The sequence below is a fragment of the Bradyrhizobium sp. 613_E4_N2_2 genome, from assembly GCF_052075995.1.
In the GTDB taxonomy this organism is placed as follows: domain Bacteria; phylum Pseudomonadota; class Alphaproteobacteria; order Rhizobiales; family Xanthobacteraceae; genus Bradyrhizobium; species Bradyrhizobium barranii.
This window is the reverse complement of the sequence record NZ_CP197234.1, coordinates 1105266-1127870: the sequence shown is the minus strand read 5'-3', so window position 1 is coordinate 1127870 and position 22605 is coordinate 1105266. Positions and strand designations below refer to the sequence as shown.

The window sequence follows — 22605 nt, the reverse complement described above, 5'->3', positions numbered from 1 at the left end:
ATGGAGCTGTTCACCAACCAAGTGCTGGCCGGCATCGCCACGGGCGCGATCTACGCCTGCATGGCGCTCGCCGTGGTCATGATCTACCAGGCGATCGACCATCTCAACTTCGCGCAGGGCGAGATGGCGATGTTCTCGACCTTCATCTCCTGGCAGCTGATGCAGTGGGGCGTGCCTTACTGGGCCGCCTTCATCCTCACGCTGGCGCTCTCCTTCGTCGCCGGTATCGCGATCGAGCGCATCCTGTTCAAGCCGCTGGCGAAAGCGCCGGTGCTGACCAACGTCGCCGGCTTCATCGCCCTGTTTGCGATCATCAACTCCTCGGCCGGCCTGATCTGGGACTTCACCATCAAGCAGTACCCGACCCCGTTCGGCTCCGCGCCGTTCCTGGGAAGCCAGCTGATCTCGACCCACCAGGCCGGCATGATCGGCGTCACGGTGCTGCTGCTGCTCGGCCTCTACTTCTTCTTCCAGTACACGCGCATCGGCCTGGCCATGCGCGCGGCCGCCTCGGTGCCTGAATCGGCCCGCCTCGTCGGCATCAACACGTCCTGGATGATCGCGCTCGGCTGGGGCATGGCGACCGCGATCGGCGCAATCGCCGGCATGCTGATCGCCCCTGTCGTGTTCCTCGAGCCCAACATGATGGGCGGCGTGCTGATCTACGGCTTTGCCGCCGCGGTGCTCGGCGGTCTCACCAGCCCGTTCGGCGCCGTGGTCGGCGGCTTCCTGGTCGGGATCTTCGAGAACCTCGCCGGCACCTACATCCCCGGCGTCGGCAATGAGCTGAAGCTCCCGATCGCGCTCGCGCTGATCATCTCCGTCCTGGTCGTCAAACCCGCTGGCCTGTTCGGCCGGCACATCGTCAAGCGAGTTTGATCATGAGCGCTGCAGAAGAAGTCGTTGCAGAAGGCCACGAGGCGGTCGAGGCTGTTCCGAAGCGGGCCATGACGCTGGGCACCGGCACCTCGCTGGTGGTGCTCGCGGCACTGCTGATCGCACCCGTTTTCGTCAAGAACTTCATCATCTTCCAGATGACGATGCTCCTGATCTACGGGCTCGCGGTGCTGGCGCTGAACATCCTGACCGGCGGAAGCGGCCAATTCTCGCTCGGCCAGAGCGCGTTCTACGCGGTCGGTGCCTATACGACAGCGGTGCTGATGGAGCACTTCAACGTCAATTACGCGCTGACGCTGCCGATCGCCGGCGTCGTCTGTTTCGGCTTCGGCTTCCTGTTCGGGCAGCCGGCGCTGCGGCTCTCCGGCGTCTACCTCGCGCTTGCGACCTTCGCGCTCGCCACCGCCATGCCGCAGCTCCTCAAGCTGAACTTCCTCGAGCACTGGACCGGCGGCGTGCAGGGCCTCGTCGTCACCAAGCCGGACGCGCCGTTCGGGCTGCCGATGTCGCAGGACATGTGGCTGTATTACTTCACGCTCGTGGTCGTGATTGCGATCTACATCTTCTCGGTGAACCTGCTGCGTTCCCGCTCGGGCCGCGCCTTCATGGCGATCCGCGACAACGAGATCGCGGCCTCCGCGATGGGCGTCGACGTCGCGCTGTACAAGACGCTGGCCTTCGGCGTCTCCGCCGCCATCACCGGCATCGCCGGCTCGCTCGGCGCCATCGCGGTGCAATTCGTCGCGCCCGACAGCTACACCATCACGCTCGCGATCTCGCTGTTCCTCGGCATGGTCGTCGGCGGCGTCGGCTGGCTGCCCGGCTCGATCGTCGGCGCTGCCTTCATCATCTTCGTGCCGAACATCGCGGAGGGCATCTCCAAGGGCCTCTCCGGCGCGGTGTTCGGCGTGCTCCTGTTCCTCGTCATCTACCTCGTGCCGCATGGCGCAAGGCAAGTCGCGATCCTGGGCCAGCAACTCGCCGGTCGGCTCAGGAAGAACTGAAACGTCCATCCAGACTGTTGTTTTAACCAAGGAGACCCAATTGCTTTTCGGAAGAATACTGCGAACCACCGCACTCGTAACGGCGGTCGCGACCCTCACCTCCGGCGCAGCACTTGCCCAGAAGAAATACGACACCGGCGCGTCCGATACCGAGATCAAGATCGGCAACATCATGCCGTACAGCGGTCCGGCGTCGGCCTATGGCATCATCGGCAAGACCGAAGAAGCCTATTTCAAGATGATCAACGACAAAGGCGGCATCAACGGCCGCAAGATCAACTTCGTCACCTATGACGACGCCTATTCGCCGCCGAAGGCCGTCGAGCAGGTCCGCAAGCTGGTCGAGAGCGACGAAGTGCTGGCCGTGTACAATCCGCTCGGCACGCCCTCGAACACGGCGATCCAGAAGTACCTGAACGCCAAGAAGATCCCGCAGCTGTTCGTCGCCACCGGCGCCACCAAGTGGAACGACGCGAAGAACTTCCCCTGGACCATCGGCTGGCAGCCCTCCTACCAGAGCGAAGCGCAGATCTACGCGAAATGGCTGATGAAGGAAAAGCCGAACGCCAAGGTCGCGATCCTCTACCAGAACGACGATTTCGGCAAAGACTACCTCAAGGGCACCAAGGACGGTCTCGGCGCCAAGGGCGCGTCCATGATCATCATGGAAGAGAGCTACGAGATCTCCGAGCCGTCGATCGACGGCCACATCGTCAAGATCAAGGCCGCCAATCCCGACGTGCTGCTGATCTACGCGACGCCGAAGTTCGCGGCCCAGACCATCAAGAAGACCGCCGAGCTCAGCTGGAAGCCGCTCCAGATCCTCACCAACGTGTCGATCTCGGTCGGCAGCGTGATGAAGCCGGCCGGCTTCGAGGCCTCGCAGGACGTGCTGTCGGCGGCCTATGCCAAGGATTCCACCGACCCGCAGTGGAACAACGATCCCGGCATGAAGAAGTGGAACGAGTTCGTCGACAAGTACATGCCCGGCGCCGACAAGACCGACACCGGCATGGTCTACGGCTACGGCGCGGCGTCGACCCTGGTCAAGACGCTGGAGATGTGCGGTGACGACCTCACCCGCGCCAACCTGATGAAGCAGGCCGCTTCCTTGAAGGATTTTGCACCGGACACGCTGCTGCCCGGCGTCAAGATCAACACCAGCGCCACCGACTTCGCCCCGATTTCGCAGCTCCAGATGCAGCGCTTCAAGGGCGAGAAGTGGGAACTGTTCGGCGAGATCATCAGCGGCGACGTCGCCTCCGAGTGACGCTGACGCAATAGTCCAAGTCTGGTCAGTTCAAGTCTAGTCAAATCTGACAAAGCCCCCGCGGGCGACCGCGGGGGCTTTTTGTTGACGTCAGGCGTCAATCTTGTTCAATGCGGCGCCGATCCATTCCGGGTGGAGAAAGATGACTGTCGTTCGATTTCAGGTTGCGGCCGTTTCGGCCGCGCTCGCGTTGTGCACTGCGGTGAGCAGCCCGGCACTGGCGCAAAAGAAATACGACAGCGGCGCTTCCGATACCGAGATCAAGATCGGCAACATCATGCCCTATAGCGGGCCGGCCTCCGCCTATGCCGCGATCGGCAAGGCCGAGGAAGCCTATTTCAACAAGATCAATGCCGAGGGTGGCATCAACGGCCGCAAGATCAAGTTCATCTCCTACGACGACGGCTATTCGCCGCCGAAGACGGTGGAGCAGGCGCGCAGGCTGGTCGAGAGCGACGGCGTGCTGCTGATCTTCGGCTCGCTCGGCACCTCCACCAACGGCGCCATCCGCAAATACATGAACGAGAAGAAGGTGCCGCAGCTGTTCGTGGCGAGCGGCGCCTCCAAGTGGAACGATCCGAAGCAATATCCGTGGACCATGGGCTGGCAGCCGAGCTACGCCAGCGAGGCGCGCATCTACGCCAAATACATCATGAAGGAGAAGCCGGACGCGAAGATCGGCGTGCTCTACCAGAACGACGATTTCGGCAAGGACTATCTGAGAGGGCTGAAGGACGGCTTAGGGGCCAAGGCGTCGATGATCGTGCTCGAAGACGGCTACGACACGTCGGAGCCTGCGATCGACGAGCACGTCGTGAAGCTGAAGGCCTCGGGCGCCGACGTCTTCCTCAGCATCACCACGCCGAAATTCGCCGCGCAGGCGATCAAGAAGGCGGCCGAGATCAACTGGCATCCGGTCCACATCATCTCCAACGTCTCGGCGTCGGTCGGCGGCGTGCTCGAGCCCGCGGGCATGGAGATCTCGCAAGGCATCCTGTCGGCGAGCTACACCAAGGACGGCTCCGACCCGCAATGGAATGCCGATGACGGCATGAAGAAGTTCTATAGCTTCCTCGCGCAGTACGACCCCAAGGCCAACAAGCTCGATGCCGGCGTGGTGTTCGGCTATGCCGCGGCCCAGACCATGGTGAAGGTGCTGCAGATGTGCGGCGACGAGCTCACCCATGAGAACGTCATGAAGCAGGCCGCTTCCTTGAAGGATTTCGAGCCCGACACGCTGCTGCCCGGCATCAAGATCAACACCTCCGCCGATAATTTCGCCCCGATCGAGCAGCTCCAGATGATGCGGTTCAAGGGCAGGAAATGGGAGCTGTTCGGCGACATCATCTCGAGCGAGCTCGGCCACTGAAGCCGCGCAACTCAAAATCGCCTCCGACTGGTTAATCAACTCAAGACAGCGGCGCCGTCTCGCAGTCGCACACGAGCGCGCGCCGGTCCTTGACTACTAAAGGAGCAGCCCCTGCGACACAGCCGCGGGGGCTTTCTGTTGAAGGCTCCCGGTAAATCGTATTGAATTGCCTCCGCGCCGCCAAAAATCATCAAGCCAAGAAAAGGGACGCACACACACCAAGAAAATAGGGAGATAGGAATGCCCGCTGTCACCGGCAAACTTGCGGCCGCGTCACTGGCGCTTGCGCTCATTGCGGCCTCGGCCTCCACTGCATCGGCCCAGAAGAAATACGATACCGGCGCGACCGACACCGAAATCAAGATCGGCAACATCATGCCCTACAGCGGACCGGCCTCCGCCTACGGCATCATCGGGCGGACCGAAGCCGCCTACTTCAAGAAGATCAACGACGAGGGCGGCATCAACGGCCGCAAGATCAATTACATCTCCTATGACGACGCCTACTCGCCGCCGAAGACGGTGGAGCAGGCTCGCAAGCTGGTCGAGAGCGACGAGGTGCTGTTCATCTTCAACTCGCTCGGCACGCCGCCGAACTCGGCGATCCACAAATACATGAACTCGAAGAAGGTGCCGCAGCTGTTCGTCGCGACCGGCGCCACCAAGTGGAACGATCCGCAGAACTTCCCCTGGACGATGGGCTGGCAGCCCAATTACCAGAGCGAGACGCAGATCTATGCGAAGTGGCTGCTGAAGAACAAGCCGGACGCCAAGATCGCCGTGCTGTTCCAGAACGACGATTACGGCAAGGACTATCTCAAGGGCCTGAAGGATGGCCTCGGCTCGAAAGCCGCCTCGATGATCATCATCGAAGAGAGCTACGAGACCTCCGAGCCGACCATCGACAACCACATCGTCAAGCTGAAGTCGACCGGCGCCGACGTCTTCATGAACATCACGACGCCGAAATTCGCCGCGCAAGCGATCAAGAAGAATTCCGAGATCGGCTGGAAGCCGCTGCACTTCCTCAACAACGTCTCGGCCTCCGTCGGCAGCGTGATGAAGCCGGCCGGCTTCGAGAACGGCCAGGACATCATCTCGGCCGACTATCTCAAGGACGTGTCGGATCCCGCGTGGAACAACGATCCCGGCATGAAGGAGTTTCTGGCGTTCATGACCAAATACTTCCCCGAGGGCGACAAGCTCGATAAGGGCACGATCGTCGGCTATGCCGTGGCGCAGACACTGGTCCAGGTCTTGAAGCAGTGCGGTGACAATCTCACGCGCGAGAACATCATGAAGCAGGCGGCGAACCTGAAGGACTTCCGCACCGAGGCGCTGCTGCCGGGCGTGAAGGTCAACACCTCGCCGACCGATTTCGCGCCGATCAGCCAGCTTCAACTCGAGAAGTTCAAGGGCGAGAAGTGGGAGCTGTTCGGAGACGTGATCAGCGCCGACGTCGGCGGCTAACCCCAAACGACAGAGAGCCCCCTGCGCGGCCATCGCAGGGGGCTTTTGCTTGCGCGCGGATTATGATCACGCGATTGCACAATCGAATGATGGTAAAGCCCGCTTACGCTTTGGCGCCTGATGCGGTAGGCAGGGAGCCGGCGATTTTGTCGCCATCATTTCAGTTCGCTGAAGGCCTTCGCCATGACCGACCGACGTCCCCTGCTCCGCGCGCTCTACGACGCCGCCGTTGCCGCCGCCCATCCCAGCACGATTCTGGCGCCGCATCTGCGGCCCGCGCCGAAAGGGCGTGTGATCTGCCTCGCCGCCGGCAAGGGCGCGGGTGCGATGGCCGCGGCAGCCGAGCGGCATTATCTCGACACGCTCAAGCTCGCGCCGGAGCGCCTCGTCGGCATCGCCACCACGCGCCATGGCTACGGCGTGCCGACCCGCCGCATCCGCGTGGTCGAGGCCGGCCATCCCGTTCCCGATGAAGCCGGCCTGAAGGGCGCCGCCGATACGCTCGCGCTCGCGAGCGAGGCCGGGCCCGACGATCTGCTGCTGGTGCTGCTCACCGGCGGCGGCTCGGCGAACTGGATCGCGCCGGTGGACGGCATCAGCTTCGCGCAGAAGCAGGCGGTCAACAAGGCGCTGCTCCGCTCGGGCGCGCCGATCGGCGAGATGAACACGGTCCGGAAACATTTGTCGCGGATCAAGGGCGGCCGGCTGGCGCGCGCCGGCAAGAATGCCGCCGAGATCGTGACGCTCGCGATTTCCGACGTGCCGCACGACGATCCGTCCGCCATTGCCTCCGGCCCCACCGTGCCCGATCCGACCACGCTGGCGGATGCGCGCGCGATCGTCGCGAAGTACAAGCTCGTCATCGACGACGCCGTCCGCCGCGCGCTCGACGATCCCGCCAACGAAAGCGCTAAGCCTGACGATACCGCCTTTGCCCGCGCGCATTTCGAGCTGATCGCGCGGCCCAAGCAATCGCTCGACGCCGCGGTGAAGCTCGCCAAGGAAGCTGGCTACGAGACCATCGATCTCGGCGCCGATCTCGAAGGCGAGGCGCGCGAGGTCGCAGCCGATCACGCCAGGCTCGCGCTTCAGGCGCGCGCGCAAGGCAAGCGCCTCGCGATCCTCTCCGGCGGCGAACTCACCGTTACCGTGCGCGGCAATGGGCGCGGCGGCCCCAACCAGGAATACGCGCTGGCGCTCACCGGCCTGTTGAAGGACACGCCTGATGTTTCCGCTCTCGCCGGCGACACCGACGGCGCCGATGGCGGCGCCGGCCATCCCACCGATCCCGCGGGCGCGCTGATTGATGCTGCGACGTTCGCCAAGATGAAGGCGCTGGCGCTTCAGCCGCAGGCGTACCTGGACAACAACGACGCGACGACGTTCTTCGAGGCAACCGGCGATTTGCTGATGCCGGGACCGACACTGACGAACGTGAACGATATCAGGGTGATCTTGGTGGATTGAGGCGCCTGCCCAGGTCTCACTGTCATTCCCCGCGACCCGGCTACGCCAAGGCTTCGCCGGGGTTGAGGTCCAGGGGCGCCGAAGCTTTAGCGTAGGCGGCAGGCGGGGAATCCAGTACGCCGCGGCCTATCGGTTCGATCACAAACGTCTCGGAGTACTGGATCGCCCGGTCAAGCCGGGCGATGACAGCCGGGCCTCAAAACTCGTTCGCGATCTTCGAGAGCATCCCGATCAGGGCTTCGCGGTTGGCCTGCCCGAGCAGCTCGTTCAGCCGGGACTCGTGCTTGGTGGCGACGAGCTTTTTCGCCCGGGTCAGCACGGCCTTGCCCTTGTCGGTCAGCACCAGGATGTGCGAGCGGCGGTCGTTGGTGGAGCGGATCCGCGCGCAGAGGTCGCGGCTCTCCAGATTGTCGAGCATCGCCACGAAGTTCGGGCGCAGGATGCCCAGCGTCGAGGCGATCTCGGTCTGGTTACGGCCCGGATTCTTCTCGACCAGCAGCAGCACGGAGAACTGCGCGGGCGTGAGCTGGAGCGAGGCCATGCAGCGCAAAAAGTTCTCGAACACCTTGAGCTGCGCCCGCTTCAGCACGTAGCCGAGCTGTTCGGAGAGCTCGCCAAGCTGGAGGGCTTCAGGCTGGGCCTCGGCCGCGTCCTTGCGGCCCTTGGCCGCGTCGCCGGGCTTTTCAGAAGACTTTTCAGCGGTTTTGGAAACGGTCATCGCCTCGTGCTCGTGATCCCGCTAAATTCGGGGCGGGTCGTCCGCCCCACCCTTGAAGTTATATTTGATAATTGTTATGGACCATATCAAATATCGTCAGCGTTTCAATGGCTGTGAGCGGACCGTCCACCGCAATTGCGGAGCCCGGTCCCGATCTTTGAGGGGGAGCGTCCGGTCTTGAATACCACCATCATGCTGTTCCTGGTACAGGACGGCATCACCAATGGCGCGATCTATGCGCTGCTCGGCCTGGCGCTGGTGCTGGTGTTCGCCGTCACGCGCGTCATCCTCATTCCCCAGGGCGAATTCGTCACCTACGGCGCGCTGACCTATGCCTCGCTGGCCGCGGGCCAGATGCCGGGCACGGCAAAGCTCGCGCTGGCGCTGGGCATCGGCGCCTTCGTGTTCGACCTGTTCGTGGCGCGCAAGGCGCTGCACGGCCGCCTGATCGTGCGCAGCCTCGTCACCAACGTCGTGCTGCCGGCCATCGTGCTGGCGCTGACCATCTACTTCGCCGCCCAGAAGCCGCCGGTGGCGGTCTGCATCGCGCTGTCGCTGGTGATCGTGGCGATGATCGGCCTCTACCTCTACCGCATCGCGTTCCAGCCGCTGGCGCACACCTCCGTGCTGGTGCTGCTGATCGCATCGGTGGGCGTCCACCTGGCGCTGCAGGGCCTCGGCCTGCTGTTCTTCGGCGCCGAAGGCCAGCGCGGACCTGCCGTGCTATCAGGCTCCTTCACCGCCGGTGCACTGCGCTTCACCGGCCAGAGCATCACCGTCTACGGCATCACCATCGCCTTCATCGTCGGGCTCTGGCTGTTTTTCGGGCTGACGCTCTACGGCAAGGCGCTGCGCGCGACCGCCGTGAACCGGCTCGGCGCCCGCCTTGCCGGCATCCGCACCACGCTGTCCGGCCAGATCGCCTTCCTGCTGGCGTCCGTCATCGGCGCGCTGTCGGGCATCATGATCGTGCCGATCACGACGCTCTATTACGACTCCGGGTTCCTGATCGGCCTGAAGGGCTTCGTTGCCGCGATCATCGGCGGCCTCGTCAGCTATCCGCTCACCGCCGTCGCGGCGCTGGTCGTCGGCATCGTCGAGGCGTTCTCGTCCTTCTACGCCTCCAACTACAAGGAAGTGATCGTCTTCATGCTGCTGATCCCCGTGCTGCTGCTGCGCTCGCTCGCCGCGCCCGCGGTCGAGGAAGAGAAGGACTGACGCGCATGCAGAGCCGGCTTCCCATCCTCGTCTTCGCGCTTCTCATGGCGGCGATCCCGCATCTCCCGGGCATGCCGCCGTTCTGGATCGTGCTGCTCGACAATATCGGCCTTGCCGCCCTCGTCGCGATGGGCCTCGTGCTGCTCACCGGCGTCGGCGGCCTGACCTCGTTTGGCCAGGCGGCTTTCGTCGGCTTCGGCGCCTACACCACCGCGGTGCTGTCGACGGCCTATGGCCTGTCGCCGTGGCTGACCTTGCCGCTGTCGCTGCTGGTCAGCGGATCGTTGGCGGTGCTGCTCGGGCTGGTGACCGTCCGTCTCTCCGGGCACTATCTGCCCCTCGGCACGCTCGCCTGGGGGCTGGGCCTGTTCTATCTCTTCAGCAAGCTGGAATTCTTGGGAAGAAACGACGGCATCTCGGCGATCCCGCCCCTGTCGATCGGCTCGTTCAAGATGCTCTCGCCCGGCTCGATCTATTACGCGATCTGGGTTGCCGTGATCCTCTCGGCCCTGCTCACGATGAACCTGCTGGATTCCCGCACCGGCCGCGCCATCCGCGCGCTGCGGCGCGGACACGTCGCGGCCGAAGCGTTCGGCGTGCACACGCCGCGCGCAAAGCTGCTGGTGTTCATCCATGCCGCGGTGCTCGCCGGCCTCTCCGGCTGGCTCTACGCGCATCTCCAGCGCGCGGTGAACCCGACGCCGTTCGGCGCACAGGCCGGTATCGAATATCTCTTCATCGCGGTGGTCGGCGGCGCCGGCTATGTCTGGGGCGGCGTGCTGGGCGCGGCCATCGTCGTGGTCCTGAAGGAGGTGCTGCAAAGCTATTTGCCGCTGATCCTGCCCGGCTCCGGACAGGTCGAGACCATCGTGTTCGGCATCATGCTGGTGGCGCTGCTCCAGCTTGCGCCCGGCGGCGTCTGGCCCTGGCTGATGTCGTTCCTGCCCGAGCGAACCCGCGGCAAGAAGCCGGACACCTCGCTGAAACTGGAGCAGCGCACCCGCGCGGCCGGCCAGTCCGGGGTCCTGCTCCAGGTCGAGAAGGCGCGAAAGCAGTTCGGTGGCGTGATCGCGGTCAACAACGTCTCCTTCGACGTGCAGGCCCGCGAGATCGTCGCGTTGATCGGACCGAACGGCGCCGGCAAGAGCACGACATTCAACCTGATCACCGGCGTTCTGTCGGCAACATCGGGCTCGATCTCGGTGCTCGGCAAGAAGGTCGACAGGGCGCCTCCGCAGGAGATCGTCAAGCTCGGCATCTCCCGCACCTTCCAGCATGTGAAGCTCGTCCCTGACATGACCGTGCTGGAGAATGTCGCGATCGGCGCGCATCTGCGCGGCCATTCGGGACCGATCTCCTCGATGCTGCGGCTCGACCGCGCCGATGAAGCGAGGCTGCTCGCGGAGGCCGCCCGCCAGATCGAGCGCGTGGGCCTCGCCGAGCAGATGCATCAGCTCGCAGGCTCGCTCTCGCTCGGCCAGCAGCGCATCGTCGAGATCGCGCGTGCGCTGTGCGTCGATCCGATGCTGCTGCTGCTCGACGAGCCGGCCGCCGGCCTGCGCCACATGGAGAAGCAGCGCCTTGCCGCGCTGCTGCGCGAATTGCGCGACGGCGGCATGAGCGTGCTTCTTGTCGAGCACGACATGGGCTTCGTGATGAACCTCGCCGACCGCATCGTGGTGCTCGATTTCGGCACCAAGATCGCGGAAGGCACGCCCGCCACGATCAAGACCAATCCCGAAGTGATCAAGGCCTATCTCGGAGTGGCGGCATGAGCGCGCTGTTGTCCGTCGCCGACGCACATGTCGCCTATGGCAAGGTCGAGGCCGTGCGTTCGGTCTCGCTCGAGGTCGGCGCCAACCAGATCGTCACCATCGTCGGGGCCAATGGCGCCGGCAAGACCACGCTGCTCTCCGCCATCATGGGCATTCTGCCGCTGAAAGGCCGCGTCGCCTTCGCAGGGCAGGATCTGTCACGGCTCGACATCGAGGACCGCGTCGCGATGGGGCTCGGCCTCGTCCCCGAGCACCGCGAATTGTTCGTGACCATGAATGTCGAGGACAATCTCGAGCTCGGGGCCTTCCGCATCGAGCGCAGCAAGGCGAAAACCTCGATGGAGCGCGTCTACACGCTGTTTCCGCGGCTGAAGGAGCGGCGCAAGCAGCTCGCGGGCACCCTCTCCGGCGGCGAGCAGCAGATGCTCGCGATGGGCCGCGCACTGATGGGCGAGCCGAAGCTCTTGATGCTGGACGAGCCGAGCCTCGGCCTCGCCCCGATCATCGTCGCCGACATCTTCCGCATCGTCACTGAGCTGCGCGCCAGCGGCGTCTCCGTGCTTCTGGTCGAGCAGAACGCACAAGCCGCGCTGAAGATCGCGGACCAGGCCTATGTGATGGAGCTCGGCGAGTTTGTGCTCAGCGGCAAGGCGAGCGATGTCGCGGCGAACGAGCGCGTCGCGGCCAGCTATCTCGGCTTCCAGCACGAAGGCGCGAGTGTGATCTGATTTCTTGGCTAGGTCCGCTTCCCTTCGCGGCCTTCGGCCGCCGTTCTTAAGAACGCCGATGCTTCGCATCGGCGGCTATCGCGCCTGATGAGGGGCTCTCTCCGCCAATTGCGACGTGGGACCATCGCAGGCGGAGAGAAACCCCTCACCCGTCTCGTCGCTACGCGACGAGCCACCCTCTCCCGCAAGGGGAGAGGGTACACCGTGCGAGCCGGACTAGCTTTCGCTTGAAGGCAGACTCGCTTTTCCCTTCAACGCCGCGACCTCCGCTTCCAGCTCCGCGATCCTCGCATCCCTCGCCGCCAGCGCTGCCGCGACATCCGGCGCATCGAACTTCTGCGGAATGTGCTGCGGGCAGTTGGTGTCCCACGCTGCGATCTTGAACAGGATCACCTGCTCCGGGCGCGCGCGGTAGCCCTTGGGCATCAGCGACGTCGTCAGCGCCTCGTCGTCCTCGACGACGCGCGCCTCGCCCCAGATCTTGACGCGGCGGCGATGGGCGTAGTCCATCACGAAGATATAGGCCTTGGGATTCTCGGACAGGTTTCCCTGCGTGATGTATTGCCGGTTGCCGGCGTAGTCCGTGAAAGCCAGCGTCTGCTTGTCCAGCACCTTCAGAAACCCCTTCGGGCCGCCGCGGTGCTGGATGTAGGGCTGGCCATCGGCCGAGGCGGTGGCGAAATAGAAGCTGCTGGCGTCAGCCAGGAACGCCGCGAGGTTCTCATCGACCTCGGTGCGCCATCCGCGCTGCTCGGCATGAGCATAGCCTTCGCGTGATCCCTTTCGGGTCTGGATCGATTTCACCGCCGGCGTGAACGCGACGTCGCTGGCGTAGGTGTGAGTTGCCGTCATCGGAACATCTCCTGAAATCCCGGCGCATCCCTGCGTCTTTCGCTGTCTAAGATGGACCTTCCGGCGGGCAAAACAATCTGGCCACTTGACACTTAATCATTGCGATATATGCAATAATACCATGGACCGCCTCGAAGCCATGCACGTCTTCGTCACCGTCGCCGATCTGCGCGGCTTTGCGCCGGCGGCGCGCAAGCTGCAGCTGTCGCCGTCGGCCGTGACGCGGCTGATCGCGGCGCTGGAGGAGCATCTCGGCGCGCGGCTGCTGCAGCGCACCACCCGGCAGGTGAGATTGACCGATGTCGGCACGCGCTATCTGGAGCGCGCGCGGCGCATCCTCGCCGATGTCGAGGAGGCCGACGGCTCCGCGCGCGAGGAGCGCAACCGGCCGAGCGGCCGTCTGGTGGTGTCGGCGCCCCTCGGCTTCGGGCGGCTGCATGTCTCGCCGGTCATGACCGATTATCTCAAGCGCTATCCGGAGGTCACGGCCGAGCTCAGGCTCTCGGACAACCTCGTCAATCTCGTCGAGGACGCAGTCGATGCCGCGGTGCGGATCGGCCATCTCGCCGATTCTTCGCTGGTCGCACGCCAGGTCGGCGAGATGCGGCGGATCACGGTGGCGACGCCGGGCTACCTGAAGCGCCACGGCGAGCCGAAGACGCCCCAGGAATTGCTCGCGCACCAGACCATCGCGTTCGGCCCCTACGCCAATTGGCACTTCGTGCAGGACGGCCGCGATATCGAGTGGACGCCGACGCCACGTTTTACCAGCAACAGCGCCGACGCCGCCCTGCAATATGCAGAAGCCGGCGGGGGCATCACGCGGGTGCTGGCCTATCAGGCCGCGGAGGGGTTGAAGCGCGGGCGGCTAAAAATCGTGCTGGCGAAATACGAGCAGCCGGCGCTGCCGATCCACATCGTCTATCCGACCTCGCGTTTGCTGTCGGCCAAGGTGCGGGCGTTCGTCGATCTCGTGGTGGAGACGGCGGAGTGGCGGTTTGGGTGATGGTCTCGTGTCCCGGACGCGCTGCAACGCGTAGCGTTGCTGCGCAGAGCCGGGCCCCAGAAGGCCAGAGCAAGGGCCGCGGATGGATGGGCCCCGGCTCTGCGGAGCGGCACTTCGCGCCGCACCGCGTCCGGGGCACGAGGGCCTTACCCCTTCTTCGGAACCACCCGAAATGTCCCGCTGGCGCGCGCGATCACGGTGTCGTCCGCCTTCACCAGACATTGCGCGAAACAGATCGTCTTGCCGGTCCGGATCACGTCGCTCTCGATCGCGAGCCACTGACCGATCTCGGCGGAGCCGACGAAATCGACCGTGAGCGAGATCGTGACGAACGAGATGGTCCAGTTCGTCATCTGCGCGCAGCTATAGCCCATGGCGTTGTCCGCGAGTGCGGCGATGAGGCCGCCATGGATCAGGCCGCGGCCGTTGGTGTGCGGCCTGGCGAGACGCAGGCCGATGATCACGGCCTTGTCGGTTTTCTTCGCGTAGAGCGGCTCCCACGGCTCGGTGAGCGGACTCTTGCGGGAAAGCGGCTCGAAGCCGTCGGGGATGTCGGTGTCGGTCATAGCGTGTCTCGCGTTGCTGGCTGGCGCCATTGAACGCGATGGACGTGACGGACGCATCACCTACAAAGTTTTAAACGGAATTTGCGCGGGTGTTTGAAATGGGCACTCCCGTCATTGCGAGGAGCGAAGCGACGAAGCAATCCAGACTTTCTCCGCGGAAACAGTCTGGATTGCTTCGCTTCGCTCGCAATGACGATGTGGAGAAAACACGCGATGCCGTAGGGTGGGCAAAGGCGCATCGCGCCGTGCCCACCATCTCATAGCAAACGCAAAAGCTGGTGGGCACGCTGCGTTTTGCCCACCCTACGGCACCCTCCTAAAACGGCAGCCCCACATAGTTCTCCGACAGCGACGTCACCGCGGCCTGCGACTGCGTGACGTAGTCGAGCTCGGCGAGCTGGATGCGCCCGCCGATGGTGCCGGTGTCGGGGAATTTGTGCAGCATCGAGGTCATCCACCAGGAGAAGCGCACCGCTTTCCAGACCCGCGCCAGCGCCGTGGCGGAATAGGCGTCGATGCCGGCGTTGGATTTCTCGTCGTAGAATTCGCGCAGTGCGTTCGACAGATAATGCGCATCGCTGGCAGCTAAGTTCAGCCCCTTCGCACCGGTCGGCGGCACGATGTGGGCGGCGTCGCCGCACAGGAACATCTTGCCGAACCGCATCGGCTCGGCGACGAAGCTGCGCAGCGGCGCAATGCTCTTCTCGATCGAGGGGCCCGTGACCAGACTGTCGGCCGCCTCCTGGTCGAGCCGGCGCTTCAATTCGTCCCAGAAGCGGTCGTCCGGCCATTGGTCGACATGGTCGTCGAGCGCGCACTGCACGTAGTAGCGGCTGCGCTTGGTCGAGCGCATGGTGCAGAGCGCAAAGCCGCGGGCGTGGTTGGAATAGATCAGCTCGTGGCTGACAGGGGGCGTCTCCGAGAGGATGCCGAGCCAGCCGAACGGATAGATCCGCTCGAACTCCTCAATCGCCGTGGCCGGGACGCTGGCGCGGCTGACGCCGTGAAAGCCATCGCAGCCGGCGATGAAGTCGCAATCGATCGTGTGGGTGACCCCGTCCTTGACATAGGTGACGCGCGGCCGACTGCCGTCGAAATCATGCGGCTGCACGTCCTTGGCCTCGTAGACCGAGGTGAGACCCGCGGCCTTGCGCGCATTCATCAGGTCGAGCGTGACCTCGGTCTGGCCATAGATCATGACCGTCTTGCCGGTCGCGGCCTTCATGTCGATGCGGTGACGGCGGCCGGAAAAGGCGAGCTCGATGCCTTCATGCACCAGGCCTTCGGCATGCGCCCGCGCGCTGGCGCCGATCTGGTCGAGCAGCGCGACGGTTCCCTCCTCGAGGAGGCCGGCACGGATGCGGCCCAGCACGTAGTCCGGGCTCTGCCGCTCCAGAATCACATTGTCGATGCCGTATTGGTGCAGCAGTTGCCCAAGCAACAATCCGGCCGGCCCGGCCCCGATGATTGCGACTTTTGTCCGCAATACTTGCTCCTCCCGATCCTGTAGGTTTTCGCCGCGGCTCGCTTGTCGCGTCGGTCCGCGCAAGATAATTATATCATATAATCGTTGGGCAAAAGGGGAGTGCGCCCGAGCAGCGACAAATCCATGCAACATGGCTGACGTAGATGACGCGGCGGCACGCCGCGCCAGTTCCGGCTTGAACGCGCCGGCAAATTAGATAACATGTTAATTAATGAGACCGGGCCATCGAAGCCCGCCGTCGAAACAGGGAGAGACGACCGATGAGGAAAGCCTGTCTGGCGTTGCTGCTGGCAGCAAGCGTGAGCCCCGCGTTCGCGCAGGACAAGACCTTCGACCTGAAGGTTTCGCACTGGGTGCCGGCCTCGCATCCGCTGCAGAAGTCCCTGGAAGACTGGGTGGCCGCGGTGAATAAGGATTCCGGCGGCACCATCACGGGCAAGGTGTTTCCCGCCCAGCAACTCGGCAAGGCATTCGACCATTACGACATGGCGCGCGACGGCATCGCCGACGTCACCTACGTCAATCCCGGCTATCAGCCCGGCCGCTTCCCGATCGTCGGCGCCGGCGAATTGCCGTTCCTGATCTCGGACGCCAAGGGCGGCTCGATGGGCCTGGATGCCTGGTATCGCAAATATGCCGAGAAGGAGATGAAGGACGTCAAATACTGCCTCGCCTTCGTCCACTCGCCTTCGTCGTTCCATTCCAAGACGAAGAAGATCGTGATGCCGGAGGACGTGAAGGGCCTGAAGATCCGTCCCGCGCACGCCACCATGGCGAATTTCGTCACCTCACTCGGCGGCACCAATGTGCAGTCCTCCGCACCTGAGGTCCGCGACATCATCGAGCGCGGCGTTGCCGACGGCGTCACCTTCCCCTGGGGCTCGCTGGTGCTGTTCGGCATCGACAAGGTGACCAAGTACGACATGGAGGCGCCGCTCTACACCACGACCTTCGTGTTCGTGATCAACAAGGACAAGTACAACGCGATGTCCGACAAGCAGAAGGCCGCGGTCGACAAGAACTGCTCGACCGAGATGGCCGGCGTGGTCGGCGAGCACTGGGGCAAGTTCGAGGACGCCGGCGTCGACAAGGTGAAGGCGGAAGCCGGCCACGAGGTCTACAAGCTGACGCCGGAACAGACCGCCGCCTGGAAGAAGGCCGCCGATCCCTTGGTCAAGACCTGGGGAGAAGGCGCCAAGAAGGCCGGCGCCGATCCCGACGCGGCGCTTAGCGAGCTCAAGGCGTCGCTGAAGAAGTACAACGCGCTGGCGGAGTGACGCCAAGCTGCGGCCGCGGCCGGCTCTCTTCTTCCCCCCCTCCCCGTTCTTACGGGGACAGGGTTGGGGTGAGGGGCTGCTTCCGCAGAGACGGTGACAGCTCGATTCGCGGAGAGTCCCCCTCACCCGAATTCGAGCGACGCTCGAATTCGACCTCTCCCCGCAAGCGGGGCGAGGTGAAGTGCGCGGCGAGACCGAGATCAAACAATGACAGCACACGACGTGACACCTCCCATGAAGCGCTCCTGGATGGACCGCATCATCGACACGATCGAATGGATCGCGGCCGGCTTCGTCGGCATCGTCGCGCTCGACATCTTCCTGTCGGTGCTGCTGCGCAACACACTGAATTACTCGATCCCCGATTCGTTCGATATCGGCCGCATGCTGCTCGGCATTCTCATCTTCTGGGGCATCGCGGCGACGTCCTATCGCGGCACCCACATCACGGTCGACCTTGTCTGGGGCAATGTTGGGCCGCGCTATCAGCGCTGGATCGACGTGTTCGCAACGCTGGTGCTGCTGTTCGTCGTCACCGTGCAGACCTGGACGCTGTTCGACAAGGTGCGCGGCACCTACAACGACAATGTCCAGACCTTCGACATGCACATGCCGACCTGGCCGTTCTTCGCGGTCGCGTGGATCGGTGATGCCGCGGCCGTGCTGCTGATCGCGATCCGCACCTACCGCCTGATCTTCCATCCCGAAGACATGCACGATCCCAAATTGAAGGCGACGGAGTAATCATGAGCACCGATGCCGTCGCCTTAATCGGCTTCGTTTCCCTGTTCGTCCTGATGCTGCTGCGCGTGCCCGTCGGCATGGCCATGGGCCTCGTCGGCGTGACCGGCTTCGCCTATCTCGTCAACGGCACTGCGGCGCTGAAACTGGTCGGCCAGACCTCGATGCGTACGGTCACCGACTACACGTTCGGCGTCATCCCGATGTTCCTGCTGATGGGCTCCTTCGTCAGCAATTCCGGCATGAGCCGCGAGCTGTTCCGCGCCGCCAACGGTTTCGTCGGGCATCTGCGCGGCGGGCTCGGCATCGCCACCGTCGGCGCCTGCGGCGGCTTTGCCGCGATCTGCGGCTCCTCCGTCGCGACCGCCGCGACCTTCTCCGCGGTCGCCTATCCCGAGATGCGCCGCTTCGGCTATCCGCAATCGTTCGCCACCGGCGTGATCGCCGCCGGCGGCACGCTGGGCGCGATGCTGCCGCCGTCCACCGTGCTCGCGGTCTACGGCATCATCACCGAGCAGGACATCGGAAAGCTCTTCATCGCCGGCATCATTCCGGGCCTCCTGGCGATGACCATGTACATGATCACGATCTTCCTGATCGGTCATTTCCGCCCGGACTTCCTGCCCAAGGGCAAGGTGCTGCCGTGGCGCGAGCGCTTTGCGGGCCTGAAGGACATCTGGGCGCCGGTCTTGCTGTTCGTGTTCGTGATCGGCGGCCTCTACGGCCTGCCGTTCCTGCCGCGCTTCACGCCGACCGAAGCCGGCGGCGTCGGCGCCGCGGGCGCCTTCATCATCGGCGTGGTCACGGGGCGGCTCGACCGCGAGAAGATCCTGGCCTCGCTGCTGCAGGCGACGCGCACCGCGGCCGCCGTGTTCACCGTGCTGATCGGCGCGTTGATCTTCGGCTATTTCCTCACGGTGACGCAGACGCCGCAGAAGGTCACCGAATTCCTCACCGGTCTCGGTCTCGGCCCCTACGGCGTGCTGGCGCTGATCATGGTGATGTATCTCGTGCTCGGCTGCCTGATGGACGCCATGGCGATGATCATCCTCACCGTGCCGATCATCTTTCCCGTCATCACGCATCTCGGATTTGATCCGATCTGGTTCGGCGTCATCATCGTGATGACCGTCGAGCTCGGCCTGATCCATCCGCCGGTCGGGATGAACGTCTTTGTCATCAAGAGCGTGGTGAAGGACGTTTCCTTCTCCACGATCTTCAAGGGCGTGATCCCGTTCGTGGCGACGGATCTGGTGCGGCTGGTGATTTTGATCGCGTTCCCGCTGCTCGCGACCTGGCTGCCGACACGGATGATGGCGCACTGACGAGGTGAAGCGATGACCACACCGGCGCTCGAGACCAAATACGTCTTCACCGTCACCGCTGAGATCGGCGACGTCGTCACGGCCGGCGAGACCGGCATTGGGGTCCGCCGCATCATTCCGATTATCGGCGGCGAGGTGACCGGCACGATCACCGGCAAGGTGCTGCCGTTCGGCGCCGACTTCCAGACCATCCGCCCCAACGAGCTGATCGATCTCGAAGCGAAATACGCCTTCGAGACCGATGACGGCGCTATCGTCTATGTCGAGAACAAGGGCATGCGCTTCGGCCCGGTCGAGCTGCTGCAAAAGCTCAAGCGCGGCGAGCCGGTCGATCCGAAGCTGATCTATTTCCGCACAGTCCCGAAGTTCGAGACGGGGCACGAAAAATATCGCTGGCTGATGGAGCACGTTTTTGTCGGCTCAGCCGCACGCCATGCCGATCGCGTGGTGATCGACGTGCATCAGGTGCTGTGAGAAAGCTGCCACCTCGTCATTGCAAGCGCAGCGAAGCAATCCAGCATCTTTCCGCGGAGAGACTCTGGATTGCTTCGCTGCGCTCGCAATGACGGAGGATGTGGCAACAGCAGCGTATCACGAGGCCGTAGAGACCCCTGACCGCCGGATGAGACCCAGGCAATTCAATCCCCGCCAGGGGTGATATCCTCCCGCCCTCCTTGACTCCCCCAGAATTCGTTATACAACATAACTATTCTGACAAGGACGCAAATGACACAGGGAAACGCCGAGACCGCTGACGCGGGCGCCTCCGGGCTTTTGAGGATCGAGCGGGCGGACCGGGTTCTGACCGTGGGCCTGAACCGGCCGGCCAAGCGCAATGCGCTCAATGACGGCATTATCCTCGAAATCGGCGAGTGCTTTGCCTCCCTGCCCGAGGATATCGGCGCGGTCGTCATCCACGGCATCGGCGATCATTTCTCCTCCGGTCTCGACCTCTCCGAGCTTCAGGACCACGACGCGACCGGCGGCCTCCTGCATTCCCAGATGTGGCACCGGGTGTTCGACCGCATCCAGTACAGCCGCGTGCCTGTGATCGCTGCGCTGCGGGGCGCGGTGATCGGCGGCGGGCTGGAGCTTGCCTGCGCCGCCCATATCCGCGTCGCCGAGCCCTCGACCTATTTCGCCCTGCCGGAAGGGCAGCGCGGCATCTTCGTCGGCGGCGGCGGCTCGGTGCGGCTGCCGCGGCTGATCGGCGTTGCCAGGATGATGGACATGATGCTGACCGGCCGCGTCTATAGCGCGACCGAAGGCGCCTCCTACGGCTTTACACAATATGTGACGGAGGCCGGCAACGGGCTCGGCAAGGCGCTGGAGCTTGCGACCAAGGTCGCCTCCAACGCGCCGCTGACGAACTTCGCCGTGCTCCAGGCGCTGCCGATGATCGCGGAGGCCAATCCGCAGGCCGGCCTGCTGATGGAATCGCTGATGGCAACGGTTGCGCAGAGCGACAAAGAGGCAAAACGCAGGATTCGCGAATTCCTCGAACACAAGACCGCAAAGGTGAAGCCGAAGTCATGAGCGGGCAGCCGTCCTCTTCCAGCATGGAGCGCGGCGCGAGCACCTCCCCGCTGCGGCCCATTTCGTTCGGCGATCCCGTCGTCAACATCGAGCGGCGCGACGACGGCACGATTTATCTGCGGCCCAAACAGCCGCTCGGCGACTATCCGGTCCGCCTCACCGACCGCCTGCATCATTGGGCGACGACGACGCCGGACCGCGTCTTCATGGCCGAGCGCGAAGGCGGCCGCGGTTGGCGCAAGATCACTTACGCCGAGCTGCTCGCCGCCAGCCGGCACATTGCCTCCGGCTTGATTGCGCGCGGCCTGTCGGCGGAGCGGCCAGTCGTCATCCTCTCAGGCAATTCGATCGACCACGCGCTGCTGGCGTTCGGCGCGTTCTATGCCGGCATTCCGTTCTGCCCGGTTTCGCCGGCCTATTCGCTGGTGTCGAAGGATTACGGCAAGCTCTCTTACCTGATGAAGCTGCTGACGCCCGGCCTCGTCTTCGCCGAGGACGCCAGCAAGTTCGCGGATGCGCTCGCCGCCAATGTCACGCTCGGCACCGAGATCGCCGCGTCCTGGGGCAGCGTGCCGGGCCGCGACGTCACCCTGCTCGCCGACCTCATGGCGACGCCGCTCCACGGCGATCTCGACGCGATACACGACAAAATCGGCCCCGACACGATCGCAAAGTTCTTGCTGACCTCGGGCTCGACCGGCAATCCCAAGGCCGTCATCAACACCCAGCGCATGATCTGCGCCAACCAGGTGATGCTGCGCGAGACGCTCGCCTTCCTCAAGGACGAGCCGCCCGTCATCATCGACTGGCTGCCCTGGAATCATACGTTTGGCGGCAACCACAATATCGGGCTGACGCTCTACAATGGCGGCTCGATGTATCTCGACGCCGGCAAGCCGGTGCCGGGCGGCATCGAGGAGACCGTGCGCAATCTCCAGGAGATTTCACCGACGGTCTATTTCAACGTTCCCAAGGGCTATGAATCGCTGCTGCCGTATTTGCGCGACGACCAGGGCCTGCGCGCAAAGTTCTTCGACCGGCTGCACGCGATGTTCTTCTCGGGCGCCGCGCTGTCGCCGTTCGTCTGGAACAGCCTCGACGAGCTCGCGGTGAAGGAGAAGGGCTACCGCGTGCCGATGCTGACCGGCCTTGGCGCCACCGAGACCGCGCCGTTCTTCATGTCGGTCAATCCGCGCACCAGCCGTTCCGGCCATGTCGGGTTGCCCGTGTCGGGCAATGACGCCAAGCTGGTGCCGAACAACGGCAAGATGGAAGTGCGTGCCAAGGGGCCGAACGTGATGCCCGGCTATTGGCGCCAACCCGACATCACCGCGAAATCCTTCGACGAGGAAGGATTCTACAAGATGGGCGACGCGCTCAAGCCCGTCGATCCCGATGATCTCAACGCCGGCTTCGATTTCGACGGCCGCGTCAGCGAAGACTTCAAGCTCGGCAGCGGAACCTGGGTCAGTGTCGGCCCGCTGCGTGCGCGCTTCGTCGCCGCCTGCGCGCCGCTGGTGCGCGACGTCGTCATCGCCGGCATCAACCGCGACGAAATCTCCGCGCTGGTGCTGCTCGATCTCGACGGTTGCCGGCTGATCAACCCGACGCTGCCGGCCGACGATCTCACCGTCACCGCCCGCGACCGGCTGGTGCGCGAGGCCTTCCGCGAGCGCCTGACGGGCTTTCTGTCTTCGGCCACCGGTTCCTCGACGCGGATCACGCGCGCGATCCTGCTGGATACGCCGCTTTCGATCGACAAGGGTGAAGTCACCGACAAGGGCTCGATCAACCAGCGCGCGGTGCTGGAACATCGCGACGCGCTGATCGAGGAGCTCTACGCTGCCAATCCATCGGACCGTGTGATATCGGTCGGCTAAGAAACCATCGCCAAAGGAGA

20 protein-coding genes are annotated in these 22605 nt (G+C 64.2%); 16 read left to right on the top strand and 4 right to left on the bottom strand.

Translation table 11 applies throughout. The features are described 5' to 3' along the window. From AB7290_RS05300 to AB7290_RS05275, 6 genes are all read left to right on the top strand, one after another. Window positions 1–879, top strand: coding sequence for a branched-chain amino acid ABC transporter permease (locus tag AB7290_RS05300; protein WP_063980940.1), 879 nt, complete (start codon window positions 1–3; stop codon window positions 877–879). Between the two features lie 2 nt (window positions 880–881). Next, entirely contained in the window at window positions 882–1901 is a 1020-nt protein-coding gene (locus tag AB7290_RS05295; RefSeq protein WP_028151939.1) for a branched-chain amino acid ABC transporter permease, read from the top strand. A 40-nt stretch (window positions 1902–1941) separates the two neighbouring features. Beyond that, a complete protein-coding gene (locus AB7290_RS05290; protein WP_071916729.1) occupies window positions 1942–3171 on the top strand; it encodes an ABC transporter substrate-binding protein in 1230 nt (409 codons plus the stop codon). Window positions 3172–3313: 142 nt separating this feature from the next. Continuing rightward, window positions 3314–4540: an ABC transporter substrate-binding protein gene (locus tag AB7290_RS05285; protein ID WP_085403582.1), complete on the top strand. Its 1227-nt coding sequence runs from the start codon at window positions 3314–3316 to the stop codon at window positions 4538–4540. 240 nt (window positions 4541–4780) lie between these two features. After that, window positions 4781–6010 (top strand): ABC transporter substrate-binding protein, encoded by a 1230-nt coding sequence (locus AB7290_RS05280; RefSeq protein ID WP_085403559.1) that lies wholly within the window; start codon window positions 4781–4783, stop codon window positions 6008–6010. A 183-nt stretch (window positions 6011–6193) separates the two neighbouring features. Then, window positions 6194–7477: a glycerate kinase type-2 family protein gene (locus AB7290_RS05275; protein WP_135214681.1), complete on the top strand. Its 1284-nt coding sequence runs from the start codon at window positions 6194–6196 to the stop codon at window positions 7475–7477. A gap of 196 nt (window positions 7478–7673) precedes the next feature. Here AB7290_RS05275 and AB7290_RS05270 read toward each other — a convergent pair whose 3' ends face one another. Further along, entirely contained in the window at window positions 7674–8195 is a 522-nt protein-coding gene (locus AB7290_RS05270) for a MarR family winged helix-turn-helix transcriptional regulator (RefSeq protein ID WP_071916733.1), read from the bottom strand. 177 nt (window positions 8196–8372) lie between these two features. On the opposite strand from AB7290_RS05270, the gene AB7290_RS05265 reads away from it, so the two are divergent. The 3 genes from AB7290_RS05265 to AB7290_RS05255 are packed head-to-tail and all read left to right on the top strand — an operon-like array spanning window position 8373 to window position 11916. Continuing rightward, complete coding sequence (locus AB7290_RS05265) at window positions 8373–9413, top strand: branched-chain amino acid ABC transporter permease (protein ID WP_085403557.1); 1041 nt, start codon at window positions 8373–8375, stop codon at window positions 9411–9413. A gap of 5 nt (window positions 9414–9418) precedes the next feature. Continuing rightward, window positions 9419–11188 carry a branched-chain amino acid ABC transporter ATP-binding protein/permease gene (locus AB7290_RS05260; protein WP_085403556.1) on the top strand — a complete coding sequence of 590 codons (1770 nt, stop codon included), beginning with the start codon at window positions 9419–9421 and terminating at the stop codon, window positions 11186–11188. Further along, complete coding sequence (locus AB7290_RS05255) at window positions 11185–11916, top strand: ABC transporter ATP-binding protein (protein WP_063980934.1); 732 nt, start codon at window positions 11185–11187, stop codon at window positions 11914–11916. The genes AB7290_RS05260 and AB7290_RS05255 overlap by 4 nt, the downstream gene beginning before the upstream one ends. Before the next feature lie 216 nt (window positions 11917–12132). On the opposite strand, the gene AB7290_RS05250 is transcribed toward AB7290_RS05255, so the two are convergent. Continuing rightward, entirely contained in the window at window positions 12133–12768 is a 636-nt protein-coding gene (locus tag AB7290_RS05250; RefSeq protein ID WP_085403555.1) for a pyridoxamine 5'-phosphate oxidase family protein, read from the bottom strand. Window positions 12769–12889: 121 nt separating this feature from the next. On the opposite strand from AB7290_RS05250, the gene AB7290_RS05245 reads away from it, so the two are divergent. Continuing rightward, window positions 12890–13774 carry a LysR family transcriptional regulator gene (locus tag AB7290_RS05245; RefSeq protein WP_085403554.1) on the top strand — a complete coding sequence of 295 codons (885 nt, stop codon included), beginning with the start codon at window positions 12890–12892 and terminating at the stop codon, window positions 13772–13774. 146 nt (window positions 13775–13920) lie between these two features. Here AB7290_RS05245 and AB7290_RS05240 read toward each other — a convergent pair whose 3' ends face one another. Both AB7290_RS05240 and pobA read right to left on the bottom strand, forming a co-directional pair. Continuing rightward, window positions 13921–14340, bottom strand: coding sequence for a PaaI family thioesterase (locus tag AB7290_RS05240; protein ID WP_085403553.1), 420 nt, complete (start codon window positions 14338–14340; stop codon window positions 13921–13923). Between the two features lie 316 nt (window positions 14341–14656). Next, complete coding sequence (gene pobA / locus AB7290_RS05235; RefSeq protein ID WP_085403552.1) at window positions 14657–15826, bottom strand: 4-hydroxybenzoate 3-monooxygenase; 1170 nt, start codon at window positions 15824–15826, stop codon at window positions 14657–14659. Between the two features lie 260 nt (window positions 15827–16086). Here pobA and AB7290_RS05230 point away from each other — a divergent pair, with 260 nt between their 5' ends. From AB7290_RS05230 to AB7290_RS05205, 6 genes are all read left to right on the top strand, one after another. Continuing rightward, entirely contained in the window at window positions 16087–17103 is a 1017-nt protein-coding gene (locus AB7290_RS05230; protein ID WP_135214680.1) for a TRAP transporter substrate-binding protein, read from the top strand. Window positions 17104–17337: 234 nt separating this feature from the next. Further along, window positions 17338–17847, top strand: coding sequence for a TRAP transporter small permease (locus tag AB7290_RS05225; RefSeq protein WP_014498282.1), 510 nt, complete (start codon window positions 17338–17340; stop codon window positions 17845–17847). 2 nt (window positions 17848–17849) lie between these two features. Then, window positions 17850–19169 carry a TRAP transporter large permease gene (locus AB7290_RS05220; protein WP_071916741.1) on the top strand — a complete coding sequence of 440 codons (1320 nt, stop codon included), beginning with the start codon at window positions 17850–17852 and terminating at the stop codon, window positions 19167–19169. A gap of 12 nt (window positions 19170–19181) precedes the next feature. Further along, window positions 19182–19643: a DUF3237 domain-containing protein gene (locus tag AB7290_RS05215; protein ID WP_085403550.1), complete on the top strand. Its 462-nt coding sequence runs from the start codon at window positions 19182–19184 to the stop codon at window positions 19641–19643. A gap of 252 nt (window positions 19644–19895) precedes the next feature. Then, window positions 19896–20705 carry a crotonase/enoyl-CoA hydratase family protein gene (locus AB7290_RS05210; protein ID WP_063980927.1) on the top strand — a complete coding sequence of 270 codons (810 nt, stop codon included), beginning with the start codon at window positions 19896–19898 and terminating at the stop codon, window positions 20703–20705. Then, window positions 20702–22585 carry a feruloyl-CoA synthase gene (locus AB7290_RS05205; RefSeq protein ID WP_085403549.1) on the top strand — a complete coding sequence of 628 codons (1884 nt, stop codon included), beginning with the start codon at window positions 20702–20704 and terminating at the stop codon, window positions 22583–22585. The genes AB7290_RS05210 and AB7290_RS05205 overlap by 4 nt, the downstream gene beginning before the upstream one ends. The last annotated feature ends 20 nt before the right edge of the window (window positions 22586–22605 follow it).

What these genes read in the sequence shown, in the direction of transcription:
- AB7290_RS05300 (WP_063980940.1), top strand. Translation starts at nt 1, where the DNA reads ATGGAGCTGTTCACCAACCAAGTGCTGGCCGGCATCGCCACGGGCGCG.
- AB7290_RS05295 (WP_028151939.1), top strand. Translation starts at nt 882, where the DNA reads ATGAGCGCTGCAGAAGAAGTCGTTGCAGAAGGCCACGAGGCGGTCGAG.
- AB7290_RS05285 (WP_085403582.1), top strand. Translation starts at nt 3,314, where the DNA reads ATGACTGTCGTTCGATTTCAGGTTGCGGCCGTTTCGGCCGCGCTCGCG.
- AB7290_RS05280 (WP_085403559.1), top strand. Translation starts at nt 4,781, where the DNA reads ATGCCCGCTGTCACCGGCAAACTTGCGGCCGCGTCACTGGCGCTTGCG.
- AB7290_RS05275 (WP_135214681.1), top strand. Translation starts at nt 6,194, where the DNA reads ATGACCGACCGACGTCCCCTGCTCCGCGCGCTCTACGACGCCGCCGTT.
- AB7290_RS05270 (WP_071916733.1), bottom strand. Translation starts at nt 8,195, where the DNA reads ATGACCGTTTCCAAAACCGCTGAAAAGTCTTCTGAAAAGCCCGGCGAC.
- AB7290_RS05260 (WP_085403556.1), top strand. Translation starts at nt 9,419, where the DNA reads ATGCAGAGCCGGCTTCCCATCCTCGTCTTCGCGCTTCTCATGGCGGCG.
- AB7290_RS05255 (WP_063980934.1), top strand. Translation starts at nt 11,185, where the DNA reads ATGAGCGCGCTGTTGTCCGTCGCCGACGCACATGTCGCCTATGGCAAG.
- AB7290_RS05250 (WP_085403555.1), bottom strand. Translation starts at nt 12,768, where the DNA reads ATGACGGCAACTCACACCTACGCCAGCGACGTCGCGTTCACGCCGGCG.
- AB7290_RS05245 (WP_085403554.1), top strand. Translation starts at nt 12,890, where the DNA reads ATGGACCGCCTCGAAGCCATGCACGTCTTCGTCACCGTCGCCGATCTG.
- AB7290_RS05240 (WP_085403553.1), bottom strand. Translation starts at nt 14,340, where the DNA reads ATGACCGACACCGACATCCCCGACGGCTTCGAGCCGCTTTCCCGCAAG.
- AB7290_RS05230 (WP_135214680.1), top strand. Translation starts at nt 16,087, where the DNA reads ATGAGGAAAGCCTGTCTGGCGTTGCTGCTGGCAGCAAGCGTGAGCCCC.
- AB7290_RS05225 (WP_014498282.1), top strand. Translation starts at nt 17,338, where the DNA reads ATGAAGCGCTCCTGGATGGACCGCATCATCGACACGATCGAATGGATC.
- AB7290_RS05220 (WP_071916741.1), top strand. Translation starts at nt 17,850, where the DNA reads ATGAGCACCGATGCCGTCGCCTTAATCGGCTTCGTTTCCCTGTTCGTC.
- AB7290_RS05215 (WP_085403550.1), top strand. Translation starts at nt 19,182, where the DNA reads ATGACCACACCGGCGCTCGAGACCAAATACGTCTTCACCGTCACCGCT.
- AB7290_RS05210 (WP_063980927.1), top strand. Translation starts at nt 19,896, where the DNA reads ATGACACAGGGAAACGCCGAGACCGCTGACGCGGGCGCCTCCGGGCTT.
- AB7290_RS05205 (WP_085403549.1), top strand. Translation starts at nt 20,702, where the DNA reads ATGAGCGGGCAGCCGTCCTCTTCCAGCATGGAGCGCGGCGCGAGCACC.